This is a genomic window from Pseudomonas sp. MEJ086 (assembly GCF_030209025.1).
Taxonomy (GTDB): Bacteria; Pseudomonadota; Gammaproteobacteria; order Pseudomonadales; family Pseudomonadaceae; genus Aquipseudomonas; species Aquipseudomonas fulva_A.
This window is the reverse complement of the sequence record NZ_JARVSV010000026.1, coordinates 188,607-205,018: the sequence shown is the minus strand read 5'-3', so window position 1 is coordinate 205,018 and position 16,412 is coordinate 188,607. Positions and strand designations below refer to the sequence as shown.

The window sequence follows — 16,412 nt, the reverse complement described above, 5'->3', positions numbered from 1 at the left end:
GCGCGCGTGCTCGATTGCTGCAGATAGGTCGCTTGCAGATGAGCGTCTCGACCTCAGGCAGCCGTTCACATTGGCGGGGTCGCTGGCGGACCGCAAGTGAGGAAAGTGGTCAAAGTGCCAGCATATGCGCCAGGATGCACGAATGGCGTGTTTCAGCGCCGCATGGCGTCCAGTGTCTTGCTGCGTCGGTAGCGGGCCAGGCGTTCGGCAAGCGGTGAGGGCAGTTCGTGGCACGCTTGAAAACCCTGGCGCTCGTAGAACGGTTGCAAGTCGGGATGGCAGAACAGCCAGGTGGGCGTCTGCGCATCCTGCAGCGCAGCGTCGATCAGGGCGCTGGCCAGGCCCTGTTGGCGCCGTGCCGGCGCGACCAGCAGGCTGGTCAGCCACTGGCCGTGAGCGGCCTCCTGCAGGCACAGCGCGGCAACGATCTCGCCATCTCTGGCGACCCAGACCTGATGGTCGCTGCGGGTACGCATGGCGGAGCGATGGCTGCGATAGAACTTGTCCGCCAGTGGGCGCAGATGATCGGGCAACAGGCAGAACACGGGCATGGCAAACGGCCGCGTTGAATGGCCGGCCAGTCTAAGTGGCGGGCGAGGGTGAAACCAGTGGTTCGCGCCAGATCAGCCGCTCGGTTGCAACTGCCTTTGCGCGCTGATTTCCGGCAGATCCTCGCGGCGCAGGTAGATACGCAGCGGCTCGCCGATGTTCAGGCGCTCATCGATACGCAGGCCGGAGAGCAGGCCCAGGCGCTCGCGTTTCAGGGTCATCAGTTCGGGTGTCTCGCCAGTTGCCCAGACGAACTCGCTGGTTGGCGTGATGCTGTTTTCGGCGACGTCGAGGCCAAAGGCGTCTTCGCTGAAACGCACGATGTGTTGACCGGTCTTGACGTTGAAGCCGACGAAGCCTTTCAGCTGGTCGGCGGCGGCGCAGATGTCGGCAGAAGTGATAGCCATGTGAACCCTCGCGTATGAGAAGCGGATCGCCACAGGCTAAGGGCTGTGAACACACAGGCCTTGCCGTAGATCAATGGAGGGTGGGTGGCGCGGTGGACAGCTTGTCGCAGGCGGTTGGCGGTAACCGTGCATGACGGACAGCCGCCAGAGTCGAGTCCGTCGACGGGTTCGCTGCACTCAGCCTTCGGGATCGATACCACGCAGTGGGCCCACGTCGCGAATCGAGTTGGAGACCCGGTAGTTCGGCGCTTGCAGTGCGCTGCGGATCTTCTCGTAATCTTCGTAGGGCAGACCACTGCGGCTGAGCATCTCCAAGGCGAATTGCTTGACCTCTGCGTCCGTGTAGGGGCGTTCGGCTGCCGATTGCGGGCTGGCACAGCCGGTCAGGAACAGGATGAAAACCGTGAGCAGGGGGAGCAGGGAGCGTGGCATGGGAGCACCTGTGAACGAGGCCGTTTGTATGCCTCATAGGCTATTCACTGGCTGCCGCCGGAAGAAATCATTCGCTTCGATAGTGGCTATCGTCGCTTCCGCTCGAATGGCGGGGTCGTACGCTCAGGCGCTTGGCCAGAGCAGGGGCAGGACGTGTCGGCGCAGCAGCGGCGCCAGGTCGTCCGTTCGCGGGTCGCAGGCGCTTAGCCAGCGCAGCTCTTCCAGTTCGGCTGCGGGGTGCACCGGGTGTGGCAGCATGCCGCTGAAGATATCGGCTTCGACCCGGGTATTTGCCTCGTTGGCGGCGACTTCGCTGAAATGGCCCAACGGCGTGAAGGCTGACTCGGGCACGCGCAGCTGCAGCTCCTCGTGGAGTTCGCGCAGCAGGGTCTGCATCGCTGTCTCACCCTCGTCACGCTTGCCGCCTGGCAGCATGAACCTGTGCGTGCCGCGCTTGCGTACCAGCAGCAGGCGGCCGGTTTCGTCGAACAGGCAGGCTGCTGCGATGTGCAGAGTACGAGGAGGCATGGCTATCAGTGCAGGTTCTTAGGCTGCATCAGGCCATCGAGCAGGCCGACCTTCACCGCCATCAGTGGCGAGTTGTTGATCCACACGTCGTCGATGACGATGGTGCGGCCGATGTCTTCCTTGTCAGCTGCCACGAGCAGGTAGTAGGTGCCGTCTTCCGGTGCCTCACCATCCCAGCCCAGGGTGCTCATGCCGATCACCGTGGCAGGACGGGCGGGCTTGTTGGGGATTACCGTGCCGTAGGCGTCCATCAGGACTGCGCGGGGCTTCAGGGAGAACTTGTTGATGCCCATGCAGGTGTGATCGCACAGCGAGTTGACGTTGAGGCGATAGCGCTCGCCTTGCTTCAATTGCAGGGAGTACACGCGGTAGTTGGACAGCGAACTGCCGAACTGCATGCTGGCATTGCCGGCCTTGCCACGTGGCAGGCTGGAATGCGGGTTGAGTGGCAGCGGAACGACCTGGGCATTGTGGATCGCCTCCAGGTTGCTGCGAACGATACTGTTGTGGTCGGTCGTGGTGGTGGACGACTGGGGGGCGCTACTGCAAGCTCCAAGCATTAAGCAGGCGGCGAGAACGAGATATTTGTGCAAGATGCAGCTCCTGTGCGGCAATGTTCCGCTCTGCGATTGATCCGCAAAGAAGGAAGCCGGACAGTATACCGGGTTATTGCGGCAATACCGTGATGGAATGCCGCAATTCGCCCCAGCCTGCTTCAACGCCGCGGTACCGGCGCGCAGCAGGCGTTGATCGGGTGCTTAGCCGGCCAGACCCACGTAGACGTTCTGTACATCGTCGTGGTTGTCGATGGCTTCGAGGAAGGCTTCGACTTCTTCGCGCTGTTCGGGCGTCAGGTTCGCGACCGGGTTTTTCGGGCGGTAACCGAGGTTCGCCGAGTTCACCGTGAAGCCCTGTTCCGGCAGCGCACGGCTGACCAGATCGAGATCGGTCGGCTCGGTGATGAACAGAGTGTTGCCTTCATCGGCTTCGTCGAAGTCCTGAGCGCCGGCTTCGATAGCCGCCAGCTCCGGGTCGGCACCGCTCTCGCTGGAGGCCTCGATCAGCCCGACATGATCGAAATCCCAGGCTACCGAACCGCTGCTGCCGAGCTGGCCCTTGCGGAAGAGCACGCGAATCTCCGCCACGGTGCGGTTGACGTTGTCGGTCAGGCACTCGACGATCAGTGGCACCTGGTGCGGCGCGAAGCCTTCGTAGGTGGTGCGTTCGAAGTTGACCGTCTCGCCGCTCAGGCCTGCGCCTTTCTTGATCGCGCGATCCAGGGTGTCCTTCGGCATCGAGGCCTTTTTCGCCTGATGGATGGCCAGGCGCAGCTTGGGGTTCATGTCCGGATCGGCGCCATTGCGCGCGCAGACCATGATCTCCTTGACCAGGCGACCGAAAATCTTGCCCCTGGCGTTGGCGGCGGCTTCTTTAGGTTTGGCTTTCCACTGGGCGCCCATGTCTGTTCTCTCGACTATGCGGATGATGGATAGGCGCAGCCTTGCGTTGGCGGGCAAGGGCTGCGCGGCGAATCTGGTGGCGGATTTTAATCCGTCGCCGCCGCGCTGGCACCCTGCAAATTGCTTAACAGCCCGATAACGCGCGCAGCAACGCCGGCGTCAGGGCGACTGCACCAGTTGATTGACCAGGTTCAGCGCCTTTTCGAAGGACGGATAACCGCTCTTGGCCACGTCCAGCTCGGCATAGTCCGCGCGATACTCTTCGGCGCGAATGGGATCGGCCTCGTCGACCAGATAAGGCTCCGACCAGATCTTGTAGAGCAGCGCCACGGCGTAGGGTTGCTGTTGCGCCGCAGCGTCCTCCAGCTTGCTCAGCACCTCGTCGGTCTGCGGGCCCTCGCGAATCATCAGAATCGCCTGATAGAACTCGACCTCTCCGCGTTCATCCAGGCTTTCCGAGCGGCGCAGCAGGGCACCGGCCAGCTCATGGCTTTCCATGTCGCCGGACACCACCAGCATCTTGGCCTGCAGCATGTCGTTCTGATAGAGCAGTTGGCGGTCGCGACAGCTGTCTCCACTCAGGGGCTCGTCGCAGGACGTCGAAGAGGCGCAGCCGCCGAGCATCAGGACGCTCAGCAGCAGACAGCCAATGCCGTGTCGGCAATCAATCATGGGTATCCCTCAGGCAAATCTGATGTATCGACCAGCAGGGCGCCGTCGGGTTCGACCAACCGACGATCTTTCTGGGGTGGGCGAGTCGGTCCGATCAACGCAATGCCTTCACCGCCGCGCCGATGAAGGCGTAGGTTTCCATCTCCCGCTCATCCATCTCCGGCTTTGGCCAGGTACTCCACACCACCGCCACGATGTTCTCCTTGGGGTTGATGTAAAGGAATTGCCCAAAGATGCCCTGCGCCTCGAAGGCCCCGCCGCCATGCTCGGGCAGTGCTGCGGCACCGGTGGGGAACAGCCACCACTGGTAGCCATAGCCGAGCGCGTACTCACCGTCGTACAGCTTGCCGGGTTCAAGGTGGGAGCCCGGTGTGGCGCGGGTGGCACTCGCCAGCCAGCCGGCAGGCAGGATGCGCTCGCCGTCGATCACCCCGTCATCGAGGATGAACTGGCCGAAGCGGCCGTAATCGCGTAGAGTCGCTGACAGGCCGCTGCTGCCTATTTCCTGGCCGGCACGGCTGTCCAACTGCCAGAAGGCGTCGCGCTCCATGCCCAGGCGTGCCCAGATGCGTTCGGACAGGTAATCACTGGTGGTCATGCCGGTCGCAGCGCGTACCAGCTCACTCTGCAGGTGGGACTCGCCGGTGCTGTAGGCGAATGCCGTGCCAGGGGCGTGGGCCCTCTTCAGGCCTGACATCTGCTTGAGCAGGGCGCCCGGGTTGTTGGCCAGTTGCAGCTCGAACATACGGCGGCGGTCGGATTTCGGGTCACGATACGTTTCGTCCCAGGCTGCGCCCGAACTCATCTGCAGCATCTGCTCGACGCTCACGCCGTCATAGGCGCCGCCCTTGAGTTGCGGCAGGTAGCGGGTCAGTGGGTCTTTCACGCTGGCGATACTGCCTTGTTGCACGGCAGCGCCCACCAGTGTCGAGGAGATCGACTTGACCACGCTGAACGAGGTCCAGCGGGTACTGGCGTCGTTACCCATGGCGTACTTCTCCAGGGCGATCTTGCCGTCCTTGATGATCAGCACGCCGCCGACCTGATTGCGGCGCATGAACGCCTCGACGCCCACTAGCTGGCCGTCGACGCTGTACTTCACCGGCACCTCGGCACCGGCTGGCAGCGGATAGACCTTGGGGCCACGGTGCACAGTCCGGGTGAAGAACAGCTCGTCCATGTGCCGGTAGGTGCCGGGCTGGTAGGCCGGGCTCAACTCGTAGAGATCCTGAGCGCGCCCGATTCGCTCTGGCTTGTCGGGCGCAGGTGTCTGCGAGCTGGCGCAGGCACCGAGCAGCAGGGCGATTGCGGGTAGGACGAGGGCGTTGCGGCATGCGGCTCTGGTGCTCATGGTGCGTTCCCGATCATGGCTGTTGGCTTCAACCATAGCCGATAACGGCAGCGAGCAGCCGGCCAACCGTGGGCCGGAGAGGTTGAACTGTCGTTCGTCGATGTCGCTCTACTGGGCACGTGCATGAAAACCGACCCACCTGATGGAGACCCCACATGGAACTTCCCAACAAAGACCTCGGCACCCTGTTCCAGCAACTGGGCCTGGACTCCGACCCGGCCAGCATCGACGCGTTCATCGCCGAGCACTATCCGCTGGCCGATGAGGTCAAGGTGTCCGAAGCGTCATTCTGGACCGAATCCCAGGCGGCCTTCTTGAAAGAAGAACTGCTCGAAGACGCCGAATGGGCGCCGGTGGTCGATGAGCTCAACGTGCGCCTGCACGAGAGCAAACCGGCATAAACGCATGTGCGCCACCGTGGCAGCTGGCGTGCCGTGAATGGCATCGCCAGCGCGCACGTCGCTTCAGCGCACCTCGCACACCCTGAGCATGGTGCTACGGATCCCTGGACCCATGCCACTCAACTCCCTTGACTGGTCATCGCCAGCATCGCCCCCAGGCCTACCAGCAGGCAGCCGAATACGCGGTCGATCAAATGCCTGACCGCTAGCAGCCTCTGCCTTATCGCCCCCACCGAAAAACACAGTGCCACCAGGCTGAACCAGCCCACATGCGCCAGTGAGATGAACGCGCCATAAGCGATCTGGGTCGCCAGGGAGGCGCTCGGCTGCACGGCCTGCATGAACAGGCTGACGATGAAAATCGAGGTCTTGGGGTTCAATGCATTGGTCAGCAGGCCTGTGCGCAGGGCGATCAGGTTCGACAGTGGCTCGGTGGTGGGAGCGGCGGATGCTTCGGAGGCCGGCCTGGCCAGCAGCATTCTGACGCCGAGGTAGATCAGGTAGGCCGCACCAGCCAGCTTCAGCAGGTTGAACAGCCATAGCGACTGCTGCAGTAGCAGGCCAATGCCGAGCAGGGTATAGCTCAGGTGGATCACTACCCCCAGGCCAATCCCCAGAGCAGTGAACACACCCGCCTGCCGCGACAGCAGCAGGCTGTTGCGGGTGACCAGGGCGAAGTCAGCACCAGGGCTTATCACCGCCAGCAACGTTATGCTGACTACAGCTATCCACTCGCTCATGGCTTATCCTTTTGTTCATTTGGAAATAAGCCAATTATTCAGCTTGTTAGCCTTGGTGGATAACGATGAGTTCTGACATAGGTAGTGAGCTAGACTCACAACTTGGTGATTCCCGGCTGCCGTCTTTGATGGCACTACGGTGCTTCGAAGCGGCGGCGCGGCTGGAGAACTTCAGCAAGGCTGCGCAGGAGCTTCACCTCACCCACGGCGCCATCAGCCGCGCTGTGCGGCTGCTGGAGCAAGACCTTGGGGTGTCGCTGTTCGAACGGCGCAGGCAGCGGGTTTTTCTCAACGAAGCGGGGGGCAAGCTGGCGCGCGCAGTCACTGAAGGTCTTGGCGTGATGCGTCGGGCCGTGCGCGAGCTGCGCGACAGTGCCCTGCGGATACGGCCGCAGGTGCTGTCCTGCGAGCCAACCTTGTTGATGCGTTGGTTGATTCCGCGCTGGAGCGACTTTCAGGCTTCTCATTCCGGGCTGGAACCGCATCTGCTCGCCGGTGGTGGCTCGTTCAGCTTCGATAACGGAATCGACCTGGCTATCCGTCGTGACGATTTTTCCTGGCCCGACGATTATCACGCCGAGATCCTGTTTGCGGAAAAGGTAGGGCTCGTCTGTCGACCAGATAGAGTCGGCGACTGGTTCGTCGAGGATGATGGCGGATTGTCGTTGCAGTCGCAGGCACCGCTCTTGCAGACCCGCACGCGACCTGCCGCCTTCGAGGAGTGGGCCGCAGCCACCGGCAGGCGTTTGCCAGCTGGCCCGGTGCGGGCCTTCGAGCACTTTTACTTCAGCTTGCAGGCCGCGGTTGCAGGCTTGGGCGTGGCCGTCGGCCCATGGCATTTGGTGCGCGATGACATCGATGCCGGTTTGCTGGTGGCGCCGCTGGGTTTCATTGAGGATGGTTCGCACTACTGCCTGCTGGCCCCCAAGCCGATGCGGGTGGATAGCCTGGAGGCCAGGCTGGTCGAGTGGCTGCGGGTGGCGGGTAGCGCTTAGCGCAGATACGGCCTGGACGCTTCGGCAGTGGCTGCCTCAGGGGCGCCCGCTGTCCAGGCGCTGCAGTTCGCGCCTGACCATGGCTGCGTACTCGGCAGGTGACAGGCTGTAGAGTTCGCTGGCCACCCAGCTCAGCCAGCGAGGCCCGAGCGCCGCCCGCTGGGCCAGCAGGCGCTGGGCTTCGGCGGTCGCCTGTTCGGCTTGTTGCTGATGAAAGTCGGCGCGGCTCATTGCGAGGTCTCTTGCGGTTCGATGGGCGTGGCGCCCATTCTCGCCACGCACAGGTGCTTGGTAAACCGCTGCTTGCGCGTTAGGCTCGCGGTCTATGCGCCTGGTCGAGACTCTAGCGATGCCCTCAGTGGTGAATTTCAAAGACAGGATCGTTGCGTTGCGCCCTGGTGATCAGGTTGGCGCAGCGGCCGATGTCGATCTGCTCTATGCCTACGAAAGCGACCGTGGGCGCATCATCAATTCCGCGGCCATCCGCCGCCTCCAGCAGCGCACCCAGGTGTTTCCGCTGGAGCGCAACGCTGCGGTGCGCAGCCGCCTGACCCATTCGATGGAGGTGCAGCAGACCGGGCGCTTCATCGTCCGTACCCTGTATGCGCAGCTGGGTGATCGCGCTGCCGATTACGGTCTCGATGGTTTGCAGGGCGCTTTGGAAAGTCTGGTGGAAATGACCTGCCTGATGCATGACATCGGCAATCCGCCTTTCGGTCACTTCGGCGAGTTCGCCATCGGTGAGTGGTTCGAACGCGGGCTGGACGGGTTGTTCGCCGTCGCCCTGCCGCAGCCGTCGGACAACCACGAACTGCACGCCCGGATGCGCGCCGACCTGCGCAATTTCGAAGGCAATGCCCAGGCCGTGCGGCTGGTGGTCAGCCTGCAGCGCCTGCGCCTGACCTACACCCAGACCGCCGGCCTGCTCAAATACCTGCGCCCCGCTTATCAGCCGAAGCCGGCCAAAGGTACCGCCAACGCTTACCTGAACAAGAAGCCGGGTTTCTATCTTGCCGAGGAAGACTTCGTCACGGGGCTGCAGCAGGCGTTGGGTCAACAGCCGGGAACCCGCCACCCGGTGGCCTACATCATGGAAGCGGCCGACGACATTTCCTACTGCCTCGCCGATATCGAAGATTCGGTGGAGAAGGGCATCCTCAGCGTGGCCGAGCTTGCGCCGCTGCTGATCGAGACCTTCGCGGGCATGCAATCGCCCGATGTGCAGATTCCCGGCTCGCGTCACTCGTTCCGCAGCCTGGTCGAACAGGCGCTGGAGAGCTATCACCAGGAAGAAATCAACAAGGCTGGCGAGTTCTTCGTCAAGCTGCGGGTCAGCATGATCCACCCGCTGGTGCAGCATGCGGCCCGCCAGTTCATCGACAACATCGAAGCGGTCCACGCTGGCACGCTGGACCGTGCGCTGATCGAAGACGACAGCCTGCCCCATGCCATCGTGCAGACTTTCAAGGATGTCGCCATGGCGCGGGTGTTCTGCCATCGCGAGGTGGAAACCTTGCAGTTGCAGGGCTACCGGATCATCCACGGCTTGCTGGACAGCTATGGCGCACTGTTGCGCGTCGATGCGCAGACCTTCGTGGAACTGACCGAGGGGCGATGCCGCCGTGAGGCCTATCTGCAGATGCTCGTGCGGCGCCTGCCGGGCCAACTGCTCAAGGCCTATCGTCAGGCCGTGCGCGAGTCTGCCGAGAGCGATCAGGCTGCCTGGGAGTTCTACCACCGCTGCCGTTTGCTGCAGGATTTCATCAGTGGCATGACCGATCAGCACGCCCATGACGAGTACCGCAGCCTGTCGGCGCTGTAGCGCTCTAGATGTTCTTCCAGATCAGTTGCAGCCCCGCGATCAGCATGCCCAGGCGCGCGATGCGGTAGAACCAGGTGTGATTGATGCGCGGTTGCAGCCACAGGCCCGCCCATACGCCGAGCGGCACGATGGGCGCGAGCATCAGGCTGAGCAGCAGGTTCTCCTGGGTGAACTGACCGAGCCAGGTGTAGGGAATCAGCTTCATGGCGTTGGTCAGCAGGAAGAACATGTTGATGGTGGCCACGTAGCGCACTTTCTCCAGCTGCTGCGGAAGCAGGTGCATCATCACCGGTGGCCCGCCTGCGTGGGCGATGAAACTGGTGAAGCCGGCCAGCGACGACAGCGTCAGGCCGCGCCCGGAGCGCAATGGGCGTGGCGTCGGGTCGCTCTTGAGCAAGCCCATCAGCACGAAAGATATGGCGATGATGCCGATCAGCAGGCCGATCAGGTTCTCGTTGAACAGTTCGAAGGTCAGTGAGCCGATGACGATGCCGATCAGTGCGCCGGGCAGCATGACCTTGAGGTTGGCCACGTCCCACTTGCCCCAGTAGGCCTTGAGCCCGACCACGTCGGCCAGGCAGAGTATCGGCAGCATCACCGCCACGGCCTGCATCGGTGAAGTGGCCAGGGCCAGCAGTGGCACCGCGATGCCGCCCAGCGCACCACCAAAGCCGCCTTTGGAAAGACCGGTGAGAAAAACCGCCGGAATGGCGAACAACAGGAGGTCGACGAGGGTCATTGCACTGCAGCCCGATCAGGAAGCGCGCAGGGTAGAGGCTGTTGCCGCCGCACCGCAAGTCGGCTGATTCCCTTCTTCACTCAGGAGTGCCCCGAGCATGTCGAGCCCCCACCCTGCACCCGACCGCAACGATGGTCTGATCGCTCGCTACGCGTTCGCCAGACGCGTCGCCCTGGCAGCCGCAGCGCGCGGCATGGCCTACTACGCACGGCGCAACAGCCTCGCCGTACAGCACAAGGGCGATGACCTGCAGGACGTGGTGAGCATCGCCGATCAGGACGTGGAGGCCTTCATCCGCGCCGAGCTGGCCGCACATTTTCCCGAGGATGGCGTCGTTGGCGAGGAGGGCGGCAGCGCCGGACTGCAGGCCCGCTGCATCTGGGTGATCGATCCCATCGACGGTACCGCGTGCTTTCTCAACGGTCTGCACAACTGGTGTGTGTCCATCGGCCTGCTGGTGGATGGGCAGCCACTGCTCGGCGCGATTGCCGATCCCAATCACGATGAGCTGTTCCACGGTTTCATCGGCCACGGTGCGTTCGTCAACGACACGCCGCTGGCGGCTCATGGCGCTGGCCATGTGCGTGAGGGGCTGGTGGGTGTGGGCACCACTCACCGGGCGGGCAAGGAGAACTTCCTGCCCTTCATCGGCGCGCTGCTGGAGGAGGGCGGTATGTTCCTGCGCAACGGTTCCGGCGCCCTGATGACCGCCTACGTGGCAGCCGGCCGCCTGATCGGCTATTACGAAACTCACTTGAAAAGCTGGGACTGCCTGGCCGGCCTGGTGCTGGTGCGCGAGGCCGGTGCTCGCCATAACGAGTTTTTGCGTGGCGATGGGCTGCTCGGCGGCAACCCCTATCTGGTCGCCGCGCCGGGTGTCTACGAACAGCTGGCGGCCATGGTCGGGCCGTCGCTGGATGGCGATTGAGGCAGCGTCAGGTGGCCTTGTAGTGCGCGAACAGCTGTTCGCCGGTCAGCTCCCGCGTTTGGTTGGCGAAGCAGTAGTAAGCGGGTTTGGCATCGATGAATACCTGGCTTTCGAACTGCCAGTTCTCGTCGCCGTCGAGCAGGCCCACCGGCACTGCATAGAACCCACCATTGGTGAGGCGATAGAACAGGTGGGTGCCGCATTCCACGCAGAAGGCACGTTCGGCCCATTCTGAGGACGCGTAGGTGCGCAGATGCCGTTGCCCGGTGAAATGCGCGGTTTCCCCTTCGACCACCAGCAGCGGTCCGCCGCCCCATTTGCGGCACGTTGTACAGTGGCAGGCGCTCACGTTTGTGGCGGTGACATGCAACGTGAGGCTGACCGCCCCGCACAGGCAACTGCCGTGTTTCTCCAGATGAGCCATGCTGCGCGCTCCTGAAAATGAGTCGATGGTTCGGTGGTGCAGCCATTGCCCGCCTACTGGGTGGGAGAGGCTGCCTGCACCACACGATGAATGAACTGTAGCTTGCCGATCACCGCGGCGGGCAGCACGAAGGGGTAGAGATCCTTCTGGCCCATGCTGCGTGCCAGTTCGTTGAGCATGGCGGCGAGTTCGATCCAGGCATTGACGAACTGCAGGAACTCGTCTGCCAGCGGATCGTTCGGGTCGTACAACGCCGCTCGGGTGAAGGGCCGGAATTCCAGCTCCACGTCACCGGCACGCATGCCGAAGCTCAGTGCGGTGTCCAGGGTGTCCATCATGTGCAGGTAGTGAGCCCAGGTTTCCGCCCAGTCTTCCCAGGGGTGCATGGTGGCGTAGGCGCTGACGAAGGAAGCCTGCCAGTCGGCCGGTGCGCCCTGCTCATAATGACGCTGCAGGGCGGCGCCGTAGTCGGCTCGTTCGTCACCGAACAGCATGCGGTAGTCGTTCAGCCACTGGCTGTTGGCGATCAGCCGGTCCCAGTAGTAATGGCCGACCTCGTGGCGGAAGTGGCCGAGCAGGGTGCGGTAGGGCTCGCGCAACTGGATGCGGGTCTGCTCGCGCACGTCGTCGTCGGCTTCGGCGATGTTCAGGGTGATCAGGCCATTGGCGTGGCCAGTGGTGGGCTGCTTGCCTTCGGCATCCGGGCCGAGAAAGTCGAAGGCCAGGCCATTGATCTCGTCCTGGGTCTTGCTGACAAGCGGCAGACCCATGGTCAGCAGCTGCGCCACCAGGCGACGCTTGGCGGTTTCGAAGCGCGCCCAGCGCCTGTCGTTATCGGGCACCGACAGGTCGGGGATGGTGCGGTTGAGCTGGCAGGCCGTGCACAGGCCTGCGCCGTACATGGCGGGCAGCAGCCAGTTGCAGCCCGCGGCGGTGTGCAGATTGTCACAGCGCCGGTAGCGCCAGCCCTGTGGATCACCTTCCACCCGCCATACATCGGTTTGCTCGCTGGCCACGAGGGTTACCACCTGACCGCGCTCGGGCTCGTAGCCCAGCGGTGACTGGCAGGCCAGGCACTGGCTGTTGCGGAAGAAGATCGGCTGGCCACAGGTGCATTGTCCCAATGCCTTCTGGCTGGGCGTGCGTGCCTGCTTTGCCGAGTCGCCAATGCGCAGGCCGAGGGCCTGGAAGAACCGGTTCATATCATGGCCTCGCGGAAGGTGGGAACTACCGGAGCGATAGAGTGGTGCGGTGGTGGGGCGGTTCCGGCATTTTCTGTGGCCTGGGGCGGCGTACCGGGAAAAGCGGGCGAGCGGCCTGGTGCCGAGGGCACCAGGCGCGGTGCGATCAGTCCTGGCGGCTGGTCACTTCGAGCAGGTGATAACCGAACTGGGTTTTCACCGGGCCCTGAACCACGTTGACCGGTGCGCTGAACACCACGGTGTCGAATTCCTTGACCATCTGGCCCGGGCCGAACGAGCCGAGGTTGCCGCCGTCGCGGCTGGATGGGCAGCTGGAGTTGTCTTTGGCGACCTGGGCGAAGTCGGCACCGCCTTCGATGGCAGCTTTCAGTTCGTTGCACTTGTCTTCGGTAGCAACCAGGATGTGACGGGCAGTGGCTTTGGCCATGGGGGGAACACTCCATTCAAATGAGCTGCCGAGCCTACCGGATTCGTCTGGCGAGTCAAATTCGCTGCCCGATTTCGCTGCCCTGTGGTCGACGCGCAGCAGACTTCGAGCAGGCCTAAGGGCGCCAGTCGGCGCGCAGGCTGTTTTGCAGATGATCGACGAAAGCGCGCACCTTGGCCGTCAGCTCGTAGCGGTCACGCACGCACAGGTAGTAGTCCAGCGGCTCGACAATTGCCTGGCTGCCCGAGCTCTGTGGGCTGGCGAAGAGCTGCTGCAACTGACCGCTGGCCAGCAGTGGCTCGGCGACGAAGGCGGCGAGGCGGGTGATGCCACCGCCGTTGACGGCCACCCGGGCCAGGACGTCGATATCGTCGCTGACCAGCGCCACCCGTATCTGCGCGTCGAAGCGCACTCCATCGCGGGCGAAACGCCAGGGCATCAGGCGCCCGTCCACGGCGACCCTGAAAGCCAGGCAATCGTGCTCGCGCAGCTGTTCCGGGGTGACCGGCGTGCCGGCCTTGTGCAGGTAGGCCGGCGAGGCGCAATAGATCGACGGTACGCTGGCGATATGCCGCGCTACCAGGCCGTCCTCGAGCTGCTGTGGGATGCGGATGCTGATATCCACCGATTCCTGAATGTGATTGACGCTGCGGTCGGTGGTGATCAGCTCGCAGGCGATACGTGGGTAGCGTGCGGTGAAGGCGGGCAGCAGTGGTGCCAGCACATAGCGGCCGAATGCGGCGCTGGACGCGATTCGCAAGCGGCCCTGAGGAGCGTCGTGTGCTTGCGTAGCCGTGCTGCGTGCCAGTTCCAGGTCGCGCAGCACATCACGCACCTGCTCGAAATACAGCGTGCCGCTTTCGGTGAGCGCCAGGCTGCGGGTGGTGCGCGTCAGCAGACGTACGCCGAGGGATGATTCCAGGCGGGCAATATTCTGGCTGGCCGCTGCGGCGCTGATGCCCAGCAGGCGAGCGCCCGCAGCGATGCTGCCGGTTTCCACCGCCTTCACGAAACTCTCGATGCCGCGCAGGGTATCCATGCTGAAGCTTTCTACTGATGGTCGGATTGATAAGGTTAGCTTGGTACTGACCTTACCCGCGGCCCGCTACCCCTGGCAATGAGCGGTCGCGATAATGGCTGCGTTCGCCACACGTTGGCGTGTCGCTCTTACCTCGAAGGATCTGCCCATGCCTGACACAACGCTCAGCCGTAGCCGCCGAAGCTGGAAGCTGCCAGCCAGACTATCGCCGGTGGCCTTCGCCTTTTTCATGTCCGGCATCATGGCGTTTCTCATGTGCCTGGTGATCACCGCCACCAACCGCGGCCTCAGCGACGGCTACCTGGGCGCGGTACTGGAGGCCTACCAGTTGGCGATGCCGGTGGCGTTCGTCTGCGTGATGGGCGTTCGGCCAGTGGTGCTGCACCTCGTTCGGCTTACCGTACGGGCCTCTTAACGCCGGGAGTTCGGGCGCTTCTTTGTGAGATGTATCCAGAAATGACAGGAAGTTACAAAATGATTCCGTCGTCGATGGTAGGCTAGTGCCCGAAATTCAAGCCGATCTCATGGAGCGTTACATGTTGTTCAAGGAGTTGATGCTGGCCAGCCTGTTGGCCACGGTAGTTCCCCTGACCTGGGCCGACCAGGCCCCCGCCGCGCAGGATGCGCAAGAAGCCCCCGCCGCTGAAGTCGCCGACGGTGATTCCGTCAGCGAAGAGCAGTTTCTCGACAGCCTCGATTTCCGTTCCGGCAAGGTGGTGGTCGGCAGCAACCTGGCGACCCTCGATCTTCCGGAAAACCTGGTATTCCTCGACGGTGCCGACGCCGAGCGCGTGCTGGTCGAGGCCTGGGGCAATCCGCCAGACGACAAGCTGCCGCTGGGCATGATCCTGCCCAAGGGCGTATCGCCCCTGGCGGACGAGTCGTGGGCCGTCACCGTGGAGTACGAAGAAAACGGCTACGTGTCCGACGAGGACGCCGCGGACATCGACTACGCCGACATGCTCAAGGACCTGCAGGACGGCGCCAAGGCCGAGAACGAGTGGCGTACCGAAAACGGTTACGAGCCCATCGCCATCGTCGGCTGGGCATCCGCCCCGCATTACGATGCCGCAGGCAAGAAGCTGCACTGGGCCAAGGAAGTGAAGTTCGGCGACAGCGACGAGCACATCCTCAACTACAACATTCGCGTGCTGGGCCGCAAAGGCGTACTGGTGCTGAACTTCATCGCCGGCATGCATCAGCTGCCGCAGATCGAAGAGAACCTGCCGGCAGTGCTGGCCATGACCGACTTCAACGACGGCAACCGCTACGCTGATTTCAACCCGGATATCGACGAAGTCGCGGCCTATGGCCTCGGAGCGCTGATCGCCGGCAAGGCAGCTGCCAAAGTGGGCCTGTTCGCTGCGGCGCTGGTGCTGCTCAAAAAGGCGTGGTTCCTGCCGGTACTGCTGATTGGCTGGGTATGGCGGCGCATGACCGGGAAGAAGAAGGAACAGCCGCAGCCGCTGGCGCCTGAACCGCAGGTGCAGCCTGAGGCCAAAGCCGAGACTGACCCACCGCTACCTGTGCAGCGCGTTTCCAGCGTGATGGATCTGAACAATCCGCGCGAAGACGACAAGCGCTGACAGCCCCACCGCGCTGACGAAAGAGCCCTGGCCATTGCCGGGGCTTTTTGTTGGCCGATGGAACTGCGTTTCGGCCCTGACCGCCGTAGCGGCGATGCGGAAAATCAGAGGTAGGAGCCGATGATGATGAGCAGCCAAAGCAGGCCGCCCGGCAGCATGCACAGATAATTCGCGGTGCTGAAGCGACTGTTGCTCTGGCCGGTCGGATCATCGCTGGCCAGGTTGGCTTTCTCCTGGATGATCGACAGCGGCCAAGCCGGCAGGATGGTACCCGCGAGCAACAGCATGATTTCCAGGGTCACGCCGATATGGCCGTCCAGACGCGAAAGACCGTTGCTGGCGAATACCAGAACGATGTACATCCACGCCGCACTCGCATATCGCCAGTCGCCCAGACCCTTGGCTTGCAATTGCGCGAGGATCAGCCGACACAGCGAATGAATGAAGAAAATATGGAAGATCGAGCGCGCTGCGGGGCTGATCTTCTTCGGGCGCATGGTGGCCCGTTGGCTATCCCATTGCTTGTAGGCCCAGTAGACCGCGTAGAACCCAAGCGTCATGAAGAACAGCACATAGAGCTTGCTGGTGGAGGTGACGAAGAAGGTGGTGCGCGGGCGTTCCTCGGCCAGTAGTGGGGCACTGGGTGTCTGATACAGATTTTCCATTGATCTATTTCCATGTAAGTGCCGCGTTATGGCTTGGCACTCGCC

The 16,412-nt window shown here is 63.1% G+C and carries 22 protein-coding genes; 6 read left to right on the top strand and 16 right to left on the bottom strand.

All coding sequences use genetic code 11. The features are described 5' to 3' along the window. Positions 1-152 precede the first annotated feature (152 nt). The 8 genes from QRN22_RS18005 to QRN22_RS17970 form a co-directional block, all read right to left on the bottom strand. On the bottom strand, positions 153-551 hold the full coding sequence (locus QRN22_RS18005) for a GNAT family N-acetyltransferase (RefSeq protein WP_042554388.1): 399 nt from the start codon (positions 549-551) through the stop codon (positions 153-155). Positions 552-623: 72 nt separating this feature from the next. Then, entirely contained in the window at positions 624-956 is a 333-nt protein-coding gene (locus tag QRN22_RS18000) for a DUF2025 family protein (protein ID WP_042554387.1), read from the bottom strand. Between the two features lie 177 nt (positions 957-1,133). After that, positions 1,134-1,388, bottom strand: a complete 255-nt coding sequence (locus QRN22_RS17995) for a hypothetical protein (RefSeq protein ID WP_042554386.1) — start codon at positions 1,386-1,388, stop codon at positions 1,134-1,136. Positions 1,389-1,511: 123 nt separating this feature from the next. Beyond that, on the bottom strand, positions 1,512-1,916 hold the full coding sequence (locus tag QRN22_RS17990; RefSeq protein ID WP_042554385.1) for an NUDIX hydrolase: 405 nt from the start codon (positions 1,914-1,916) through the stop codon (positions 1,512-1,514). Between the two features lie 5 nt (positions 1,917-1,921). Beyond that, complete coding sequence (locus tag QRN22_RS17985) at positions 1,922-2,509, bottom strand: hypothetical protein (RefSeq protein ID WP_042554384.1); 588 nt, start codon at positions 2,507-2,509, stop codon at positions 1,922-1,924. Positions 2,510-2,674: 165 nt separating this feature from the next. Next, complete coding sequence (locus tag QRN22_RS17980; RefSeq protein ID WP_042554383.1) at positions 2,675-3,376, bottom strand: YebC/PmpR family DNA-binding transcriptional regulator; 702 nt, start codon at positions 3,374-3,376, stop codon at positions 2,675-2,677. 159 nt (positions 3,377-3,535) lie between these two features. After that, a complete protein-coding gene (locus tag QRN22_RS17975; RefSeq protein WP_042554382.1) occupies positions 3,536-4,048 on the bottom strand; it encodes a hypothetical protein in 513 nt (170 codons plus the stop codon). A gap of 94 nt (positions 4,049-4,142) precedes the next feature. Continuing rightward, a complete protein-coding gene (locus QRN22_RS17970; RefSeq protein WP_042554381.1) occupies positions 4,143-5,399 on the bottom strand; it encodes a serine hydrolase domain-containing protein in 1,257 nt (418 codons plus the stop codon). 155 nt (positions 5,400-5,554) lie between these two features. Here QRN22_RS17970 and QRN22_RS17965 point away from each other — a divergent pair, with 155 nt between their 5' ends. After that, positions 5,555-5,800 (top strand): DUF2789 domain-containing protein, encoded by a 246-nt coding sequence (locus tag QRN22_RS17965; RefSeq protein ID WP_042554380.1) that lies wholly within the window; start codon positions 5,555-5,557, stop codon positions 5,798-5,800. Positions 5,801-5,919: 119 nt separating this feature from the next. On the opposite strand, the gene QRN22_RS17960 is transcribed toward QRN22_RS17965, so the two are convergent. Further along, positions 5,920-6,540 carry a LysE family translocator gene (locus QRN22_RS17960; RefSeq protein WP_042554379.1) on the bottom strand — a complete coding sequence of 207 codons (621 nt, stop codon included), beginning with the start codon at positions 6,538-6,540 and terminating at the stop codon, positions 5,920-5,922. A gap of 65 nt (positions 6,541-6,605) precedes the next feature. Between QRN22_RS17960 and QRN22_RS17955 the strand changes: the two genes are divergently transcribed. Further along, the gene (locus QRN22_RS17955) at positions 6,606-7,535 is read left to right on the top strand and encodes a LysR family transcriptional regulator (protein WP_042554378.1); all 930 of its coding nucleotides are present in this window, start codon (positions 6,606-6,608) and stop codon (positions 7,533-7,535) included. Between the two features lie 36 nt (positions 7,536-7,571). Here the strand turns inward: QRN22_RS17955 and QRN22_RS17950 are convergent, their stop codons facing one another. Further along, positions 7,572-7,766, bottom strand: coding sequence for a hypothetical protein (locus QRN22_RS17950; protein ID WP_042554377.1), 195 nt, complete (start codon positions 7,764-7,766; stop codon positions 7,572-7,574). Positions 7,767-7,884: 118 nt separating this feature from the next. Here QRN22_RS17950 and dgt point away from each other — a divergent pair, with 118 nt between their 5' ends. Continuing rightward, positions 7,885-9,357, top strand: a complete 1,473-nt coding sequence (gene dgt / locus QRN22_RS17945; protein ID WP_042554376.1) for a dGTPase — start codon at positions 7,885-7,887, stop codon at positions 9,355-9,357. 4 nt (positions 9,358-9,361) lie between these two features. On the opposite strand, the gene QRN22_RS17940 is transcribed toward dgt, so the two are convergent. Further along, positions 9,362-10,096 carry a sulfite exporter TauE/SafE family protein gene (locus QRN22_RS17940; RefSeq protein ID WP_042554375.1) on the bottom strand — a complete coding sequence of 245 codons (735 nt, stop codon included), beginning with the start codon at positions 10,094-10,096 and terminating at the stop codon, positions 9,362-9,364. Positions 10,097-10,193: 97 nt separating this feature from the next. On the opposite strand from QRN22_RS17940, the gene QRN22_RS17935 reads away from it, so the two are divergent. Continuing rightward, the gene (locus QRN22_RS17935) at positions 10,194-11,024 is read left to right on the top strand and encodes an inositol monophosphatase family protein (RefSeq protein WP_042554374.1); all 831 of its coding nucleotides are present in this window, start codon (positions 10,194-10,196) and stop codon (positions 11,022-11,024) included. 7 nt (positions 11,025-11,031) lie between these two features. Here QRN22_RS17935 and QRN22_RS17930 read toward each other — a convergent pair whose 3' ends face one another. The 4 genes from QRN22_RS17930 to QRN22_RS17915 form a co-directional block, all read right to left on the bottom strand. After that, a complete protein-coding gene (locus QRN22_RS17930) occupies positions 11,032-11,448 on the bottom strand; it encodes a GFA family protein (protein WP_042554373.1) in 417 nt (138 codons plus the stop codon). 53 nt (positions 11,449-11,501) lie between these two features. Next, the gene (locus QRN22_RS17925; protein WP_042554372.1) at positions 11,502-12,650 is read right to left on the bottom strand and encodes a zinc-binding metallopeptidase family protein; all 1,149 of its coding nucleotides are present in this window, start codon (positions 12,648-12,650) and stop codon (positions 11,502-11,504) included. 145 nt (positions 12,651-12,795) lie between these two features. Further along, a complete protein-coding gene (locus QRN22_RS17920; RefSeq protein ID WP_042554371.1) occupies positions 12,796-13,077 on the bottom strand; it encodes a peptidylprolyl isomerase in 282 nt (93 codons plus the stop codon). A gap of 115 nt (positions 13,078-13,192) precedes the next feature. Further along, positions 13,193-14,116, bottom strand: coding sequence for a LysR family transcriptional regulator (locus QRN22_RS17915; protein ID WP_042554370.1), 924 nt, complete (start codon positions 14,114-14,116; stop codon positions 13,193-13,195). A gap of 148 nt (positions 14,117-14,264) precedes the next feature. Here QRN22_RS17915 and QRN22_RS17910 point away from each other — a divergent pair, with 148 nt between their 5' ends. Next, a complete protein-coding gene (locus tag QRN22_RS17910) occupies positions 14,265-14,531 on the top strand; it encodes a DUF2798 domain-containing protein (protein WP_042554369.1) in 267 nt (88 codons plus the stop codon). Between the two features lie 121 nt (positions 14,532-14,652). Beyond that, positions 14,653-15,702 (top strand): DUF2167 domain-containing protein, encoded by a 1,050-nt coding sequence (locus tag QRN22_RS17905; RefSeq protein ID WP_042554368.1) that lies wholly within the window; start codon positions 14,653-14,655, stop codon positions 15,700-15,702. A 104-nt stretch (positions 15,703-15,806) separates the two neighbouring features. Here QRN22_RS17905 and QRN22_RS17900 read toward each other — a convergent pair whose 3' ends face one another. Continuing rightward, a complete protein-coding gene (locus tag QRN22_RS17900) occupies positions 15,807-16,367 on the bottom strand; it encodes an MFS transporter permease (protein ID WP_042554367.1) in 561 nt (186 codons plus the stop codon). Between the last annotated feature and the right edge of the window lie 45 nt (positions 16,368-16,412).

Coding starts and splice junctions, on each gene's coding strand:
- QRN22_RS18005 (WP_042554388.1), bottom strand. CDS start 551: ATGCCCGTGTTCTGCCTGTTGCCCGATCATCTGCGCCCACTGGCGGAC.
- QRN22_RS18000 (WP_042554387.1), bottom strand. CDS start 956: ATGGCTATCACTTCTGCCGACATCTGCGCCGCCGCCGACCAGCTGAAA.
- QRN22_RS17995 (WP_042554386.1), bottom strand. CDS start 1,388: ATGCCACGCTCCCTGCTCCCCCTGCTCACGGTTTTCATCCTGTTCCTG.
- QRN22_RS17990 (WP_042554385.1), bottom strand. CDS start 1,916: ATGCCTCCTCGTACTCTGCACATCGCAGCAGCCTGCCTGTTCGACGAA.
- QRN22_RS17980 (WP_042554383.1), bottom strand. CDS start 3,376: ATGGGCGCCCAGTGGAAAGCCAAACCTAAAGAAGCCGCCGCCAACGCC.
- QRN22_RS17975 (WP_042554382.1), bottom strand. CDS start 4,048: ATGATTGATTGCCGACACGGCATTGGCTGTCTGCTGCTGAGCGTCCTG.
- QRN22_RS17970 (WP_042554381.1), bottom strand. CDS start 5,399: ATGAGCACCAGAGCCGCATGCCGCAACGCCCTCGTCCTACCCGCAATC.
- QRN22_RS17965 (WP_042554380.1), top strand. CDS start 5,555: ATGGAACTTCCCAACAAAGACCTCGGCACCCTGTTCCAGCAACTGGGC.
- QRN22_RS17960 (WP_042554379.1), bottom strand. CDS start 6,540: ATGAGCGAGTGGATAGCTGTAGTCAGCATAACGTTGCTGGCGGTGATA.
- QRN22_RS17955 (WP_042554378.1), top strand. CDS start 6,606: ATGAGTTCTGACATAGGTAGTGAGCTAGACTCACAACTTGGTGATTCC.
- QRN22_RS17950 (WP_042554377.1), bottom strand. CDS start 7,766: ATGAGCCGCGCCGACTTTCATCAGCAACAAGCCGAACAGGCGACCGCC.
- dgt (WP_042554376.1), top strand. CDS start 7,885: ATGCCCTCAGTGGTGAATTTCAAAGACAGGATCGTTGCGTTGCGCCCT.
- QRN22_RS17940 (WP_042554375.1), bottom strand. CDS start 10,096: ATGACCCTCGTCGACCTCCTGTTGTTCGCCATTCCGGCGGTTTTTCTC.
- QRN22_RS17935 (WP_042554374.1), top strand. CDS start 10,194: ATGTCGAGCCCCCACCCTGCACCCGACCGCAACGATGGTCTGATCGCT.
- QRN22_RS17930 (WP_042554373.1), bottom strand. CDS start 11,448: ATGGCTCATCTGGAGAAACACGGCAGTTGCCTGTGCGGGGCGGTCAGC.
- QRN22_RS17925 (WP_042554372.1), bottom strand. CDS start 12,650: ATGAACCGGTTCTTCCAGGCCCTCGGCCTGCGCATTGGCGACTCGGCA.
- QRN22_RS17920 (WP_042554371.1), bottom strand. CDS start 13,077: ATGGCCAAAGCCACTGCCCGTCACATCCTGGTTGCTACCGAAGACAAG.
- QRN22_RS17915 (WP_042554370.1), bottom strand. CDS start 14,116: ATGGATACCCTGCGCGGCATCGAGAGTTTCGTGAAGGCGGTGGAAACC.
- QRN22_RS17910 (WP_042554369.1), top strand. CDS start 14,265: ATGCCTGACACAACGCTCAGCCGTAGCCGCCGAAGCTGGAAGCTGCCA.
- QRN22_RS17905 (WP_042554368.1), top strand. CDS start 14,653: ATGTTGTTCAAGGAGTTGATGCTGGCCAGCCTGTTGGCCACGGTAGTT.
- QRN22_RS17900 (WP_042554367.1), bottom strand. CDS start 16,367: ATGGAAAATCTGTATCAGACACCCAGTGCCCCACTACTGGCCGAGGAA.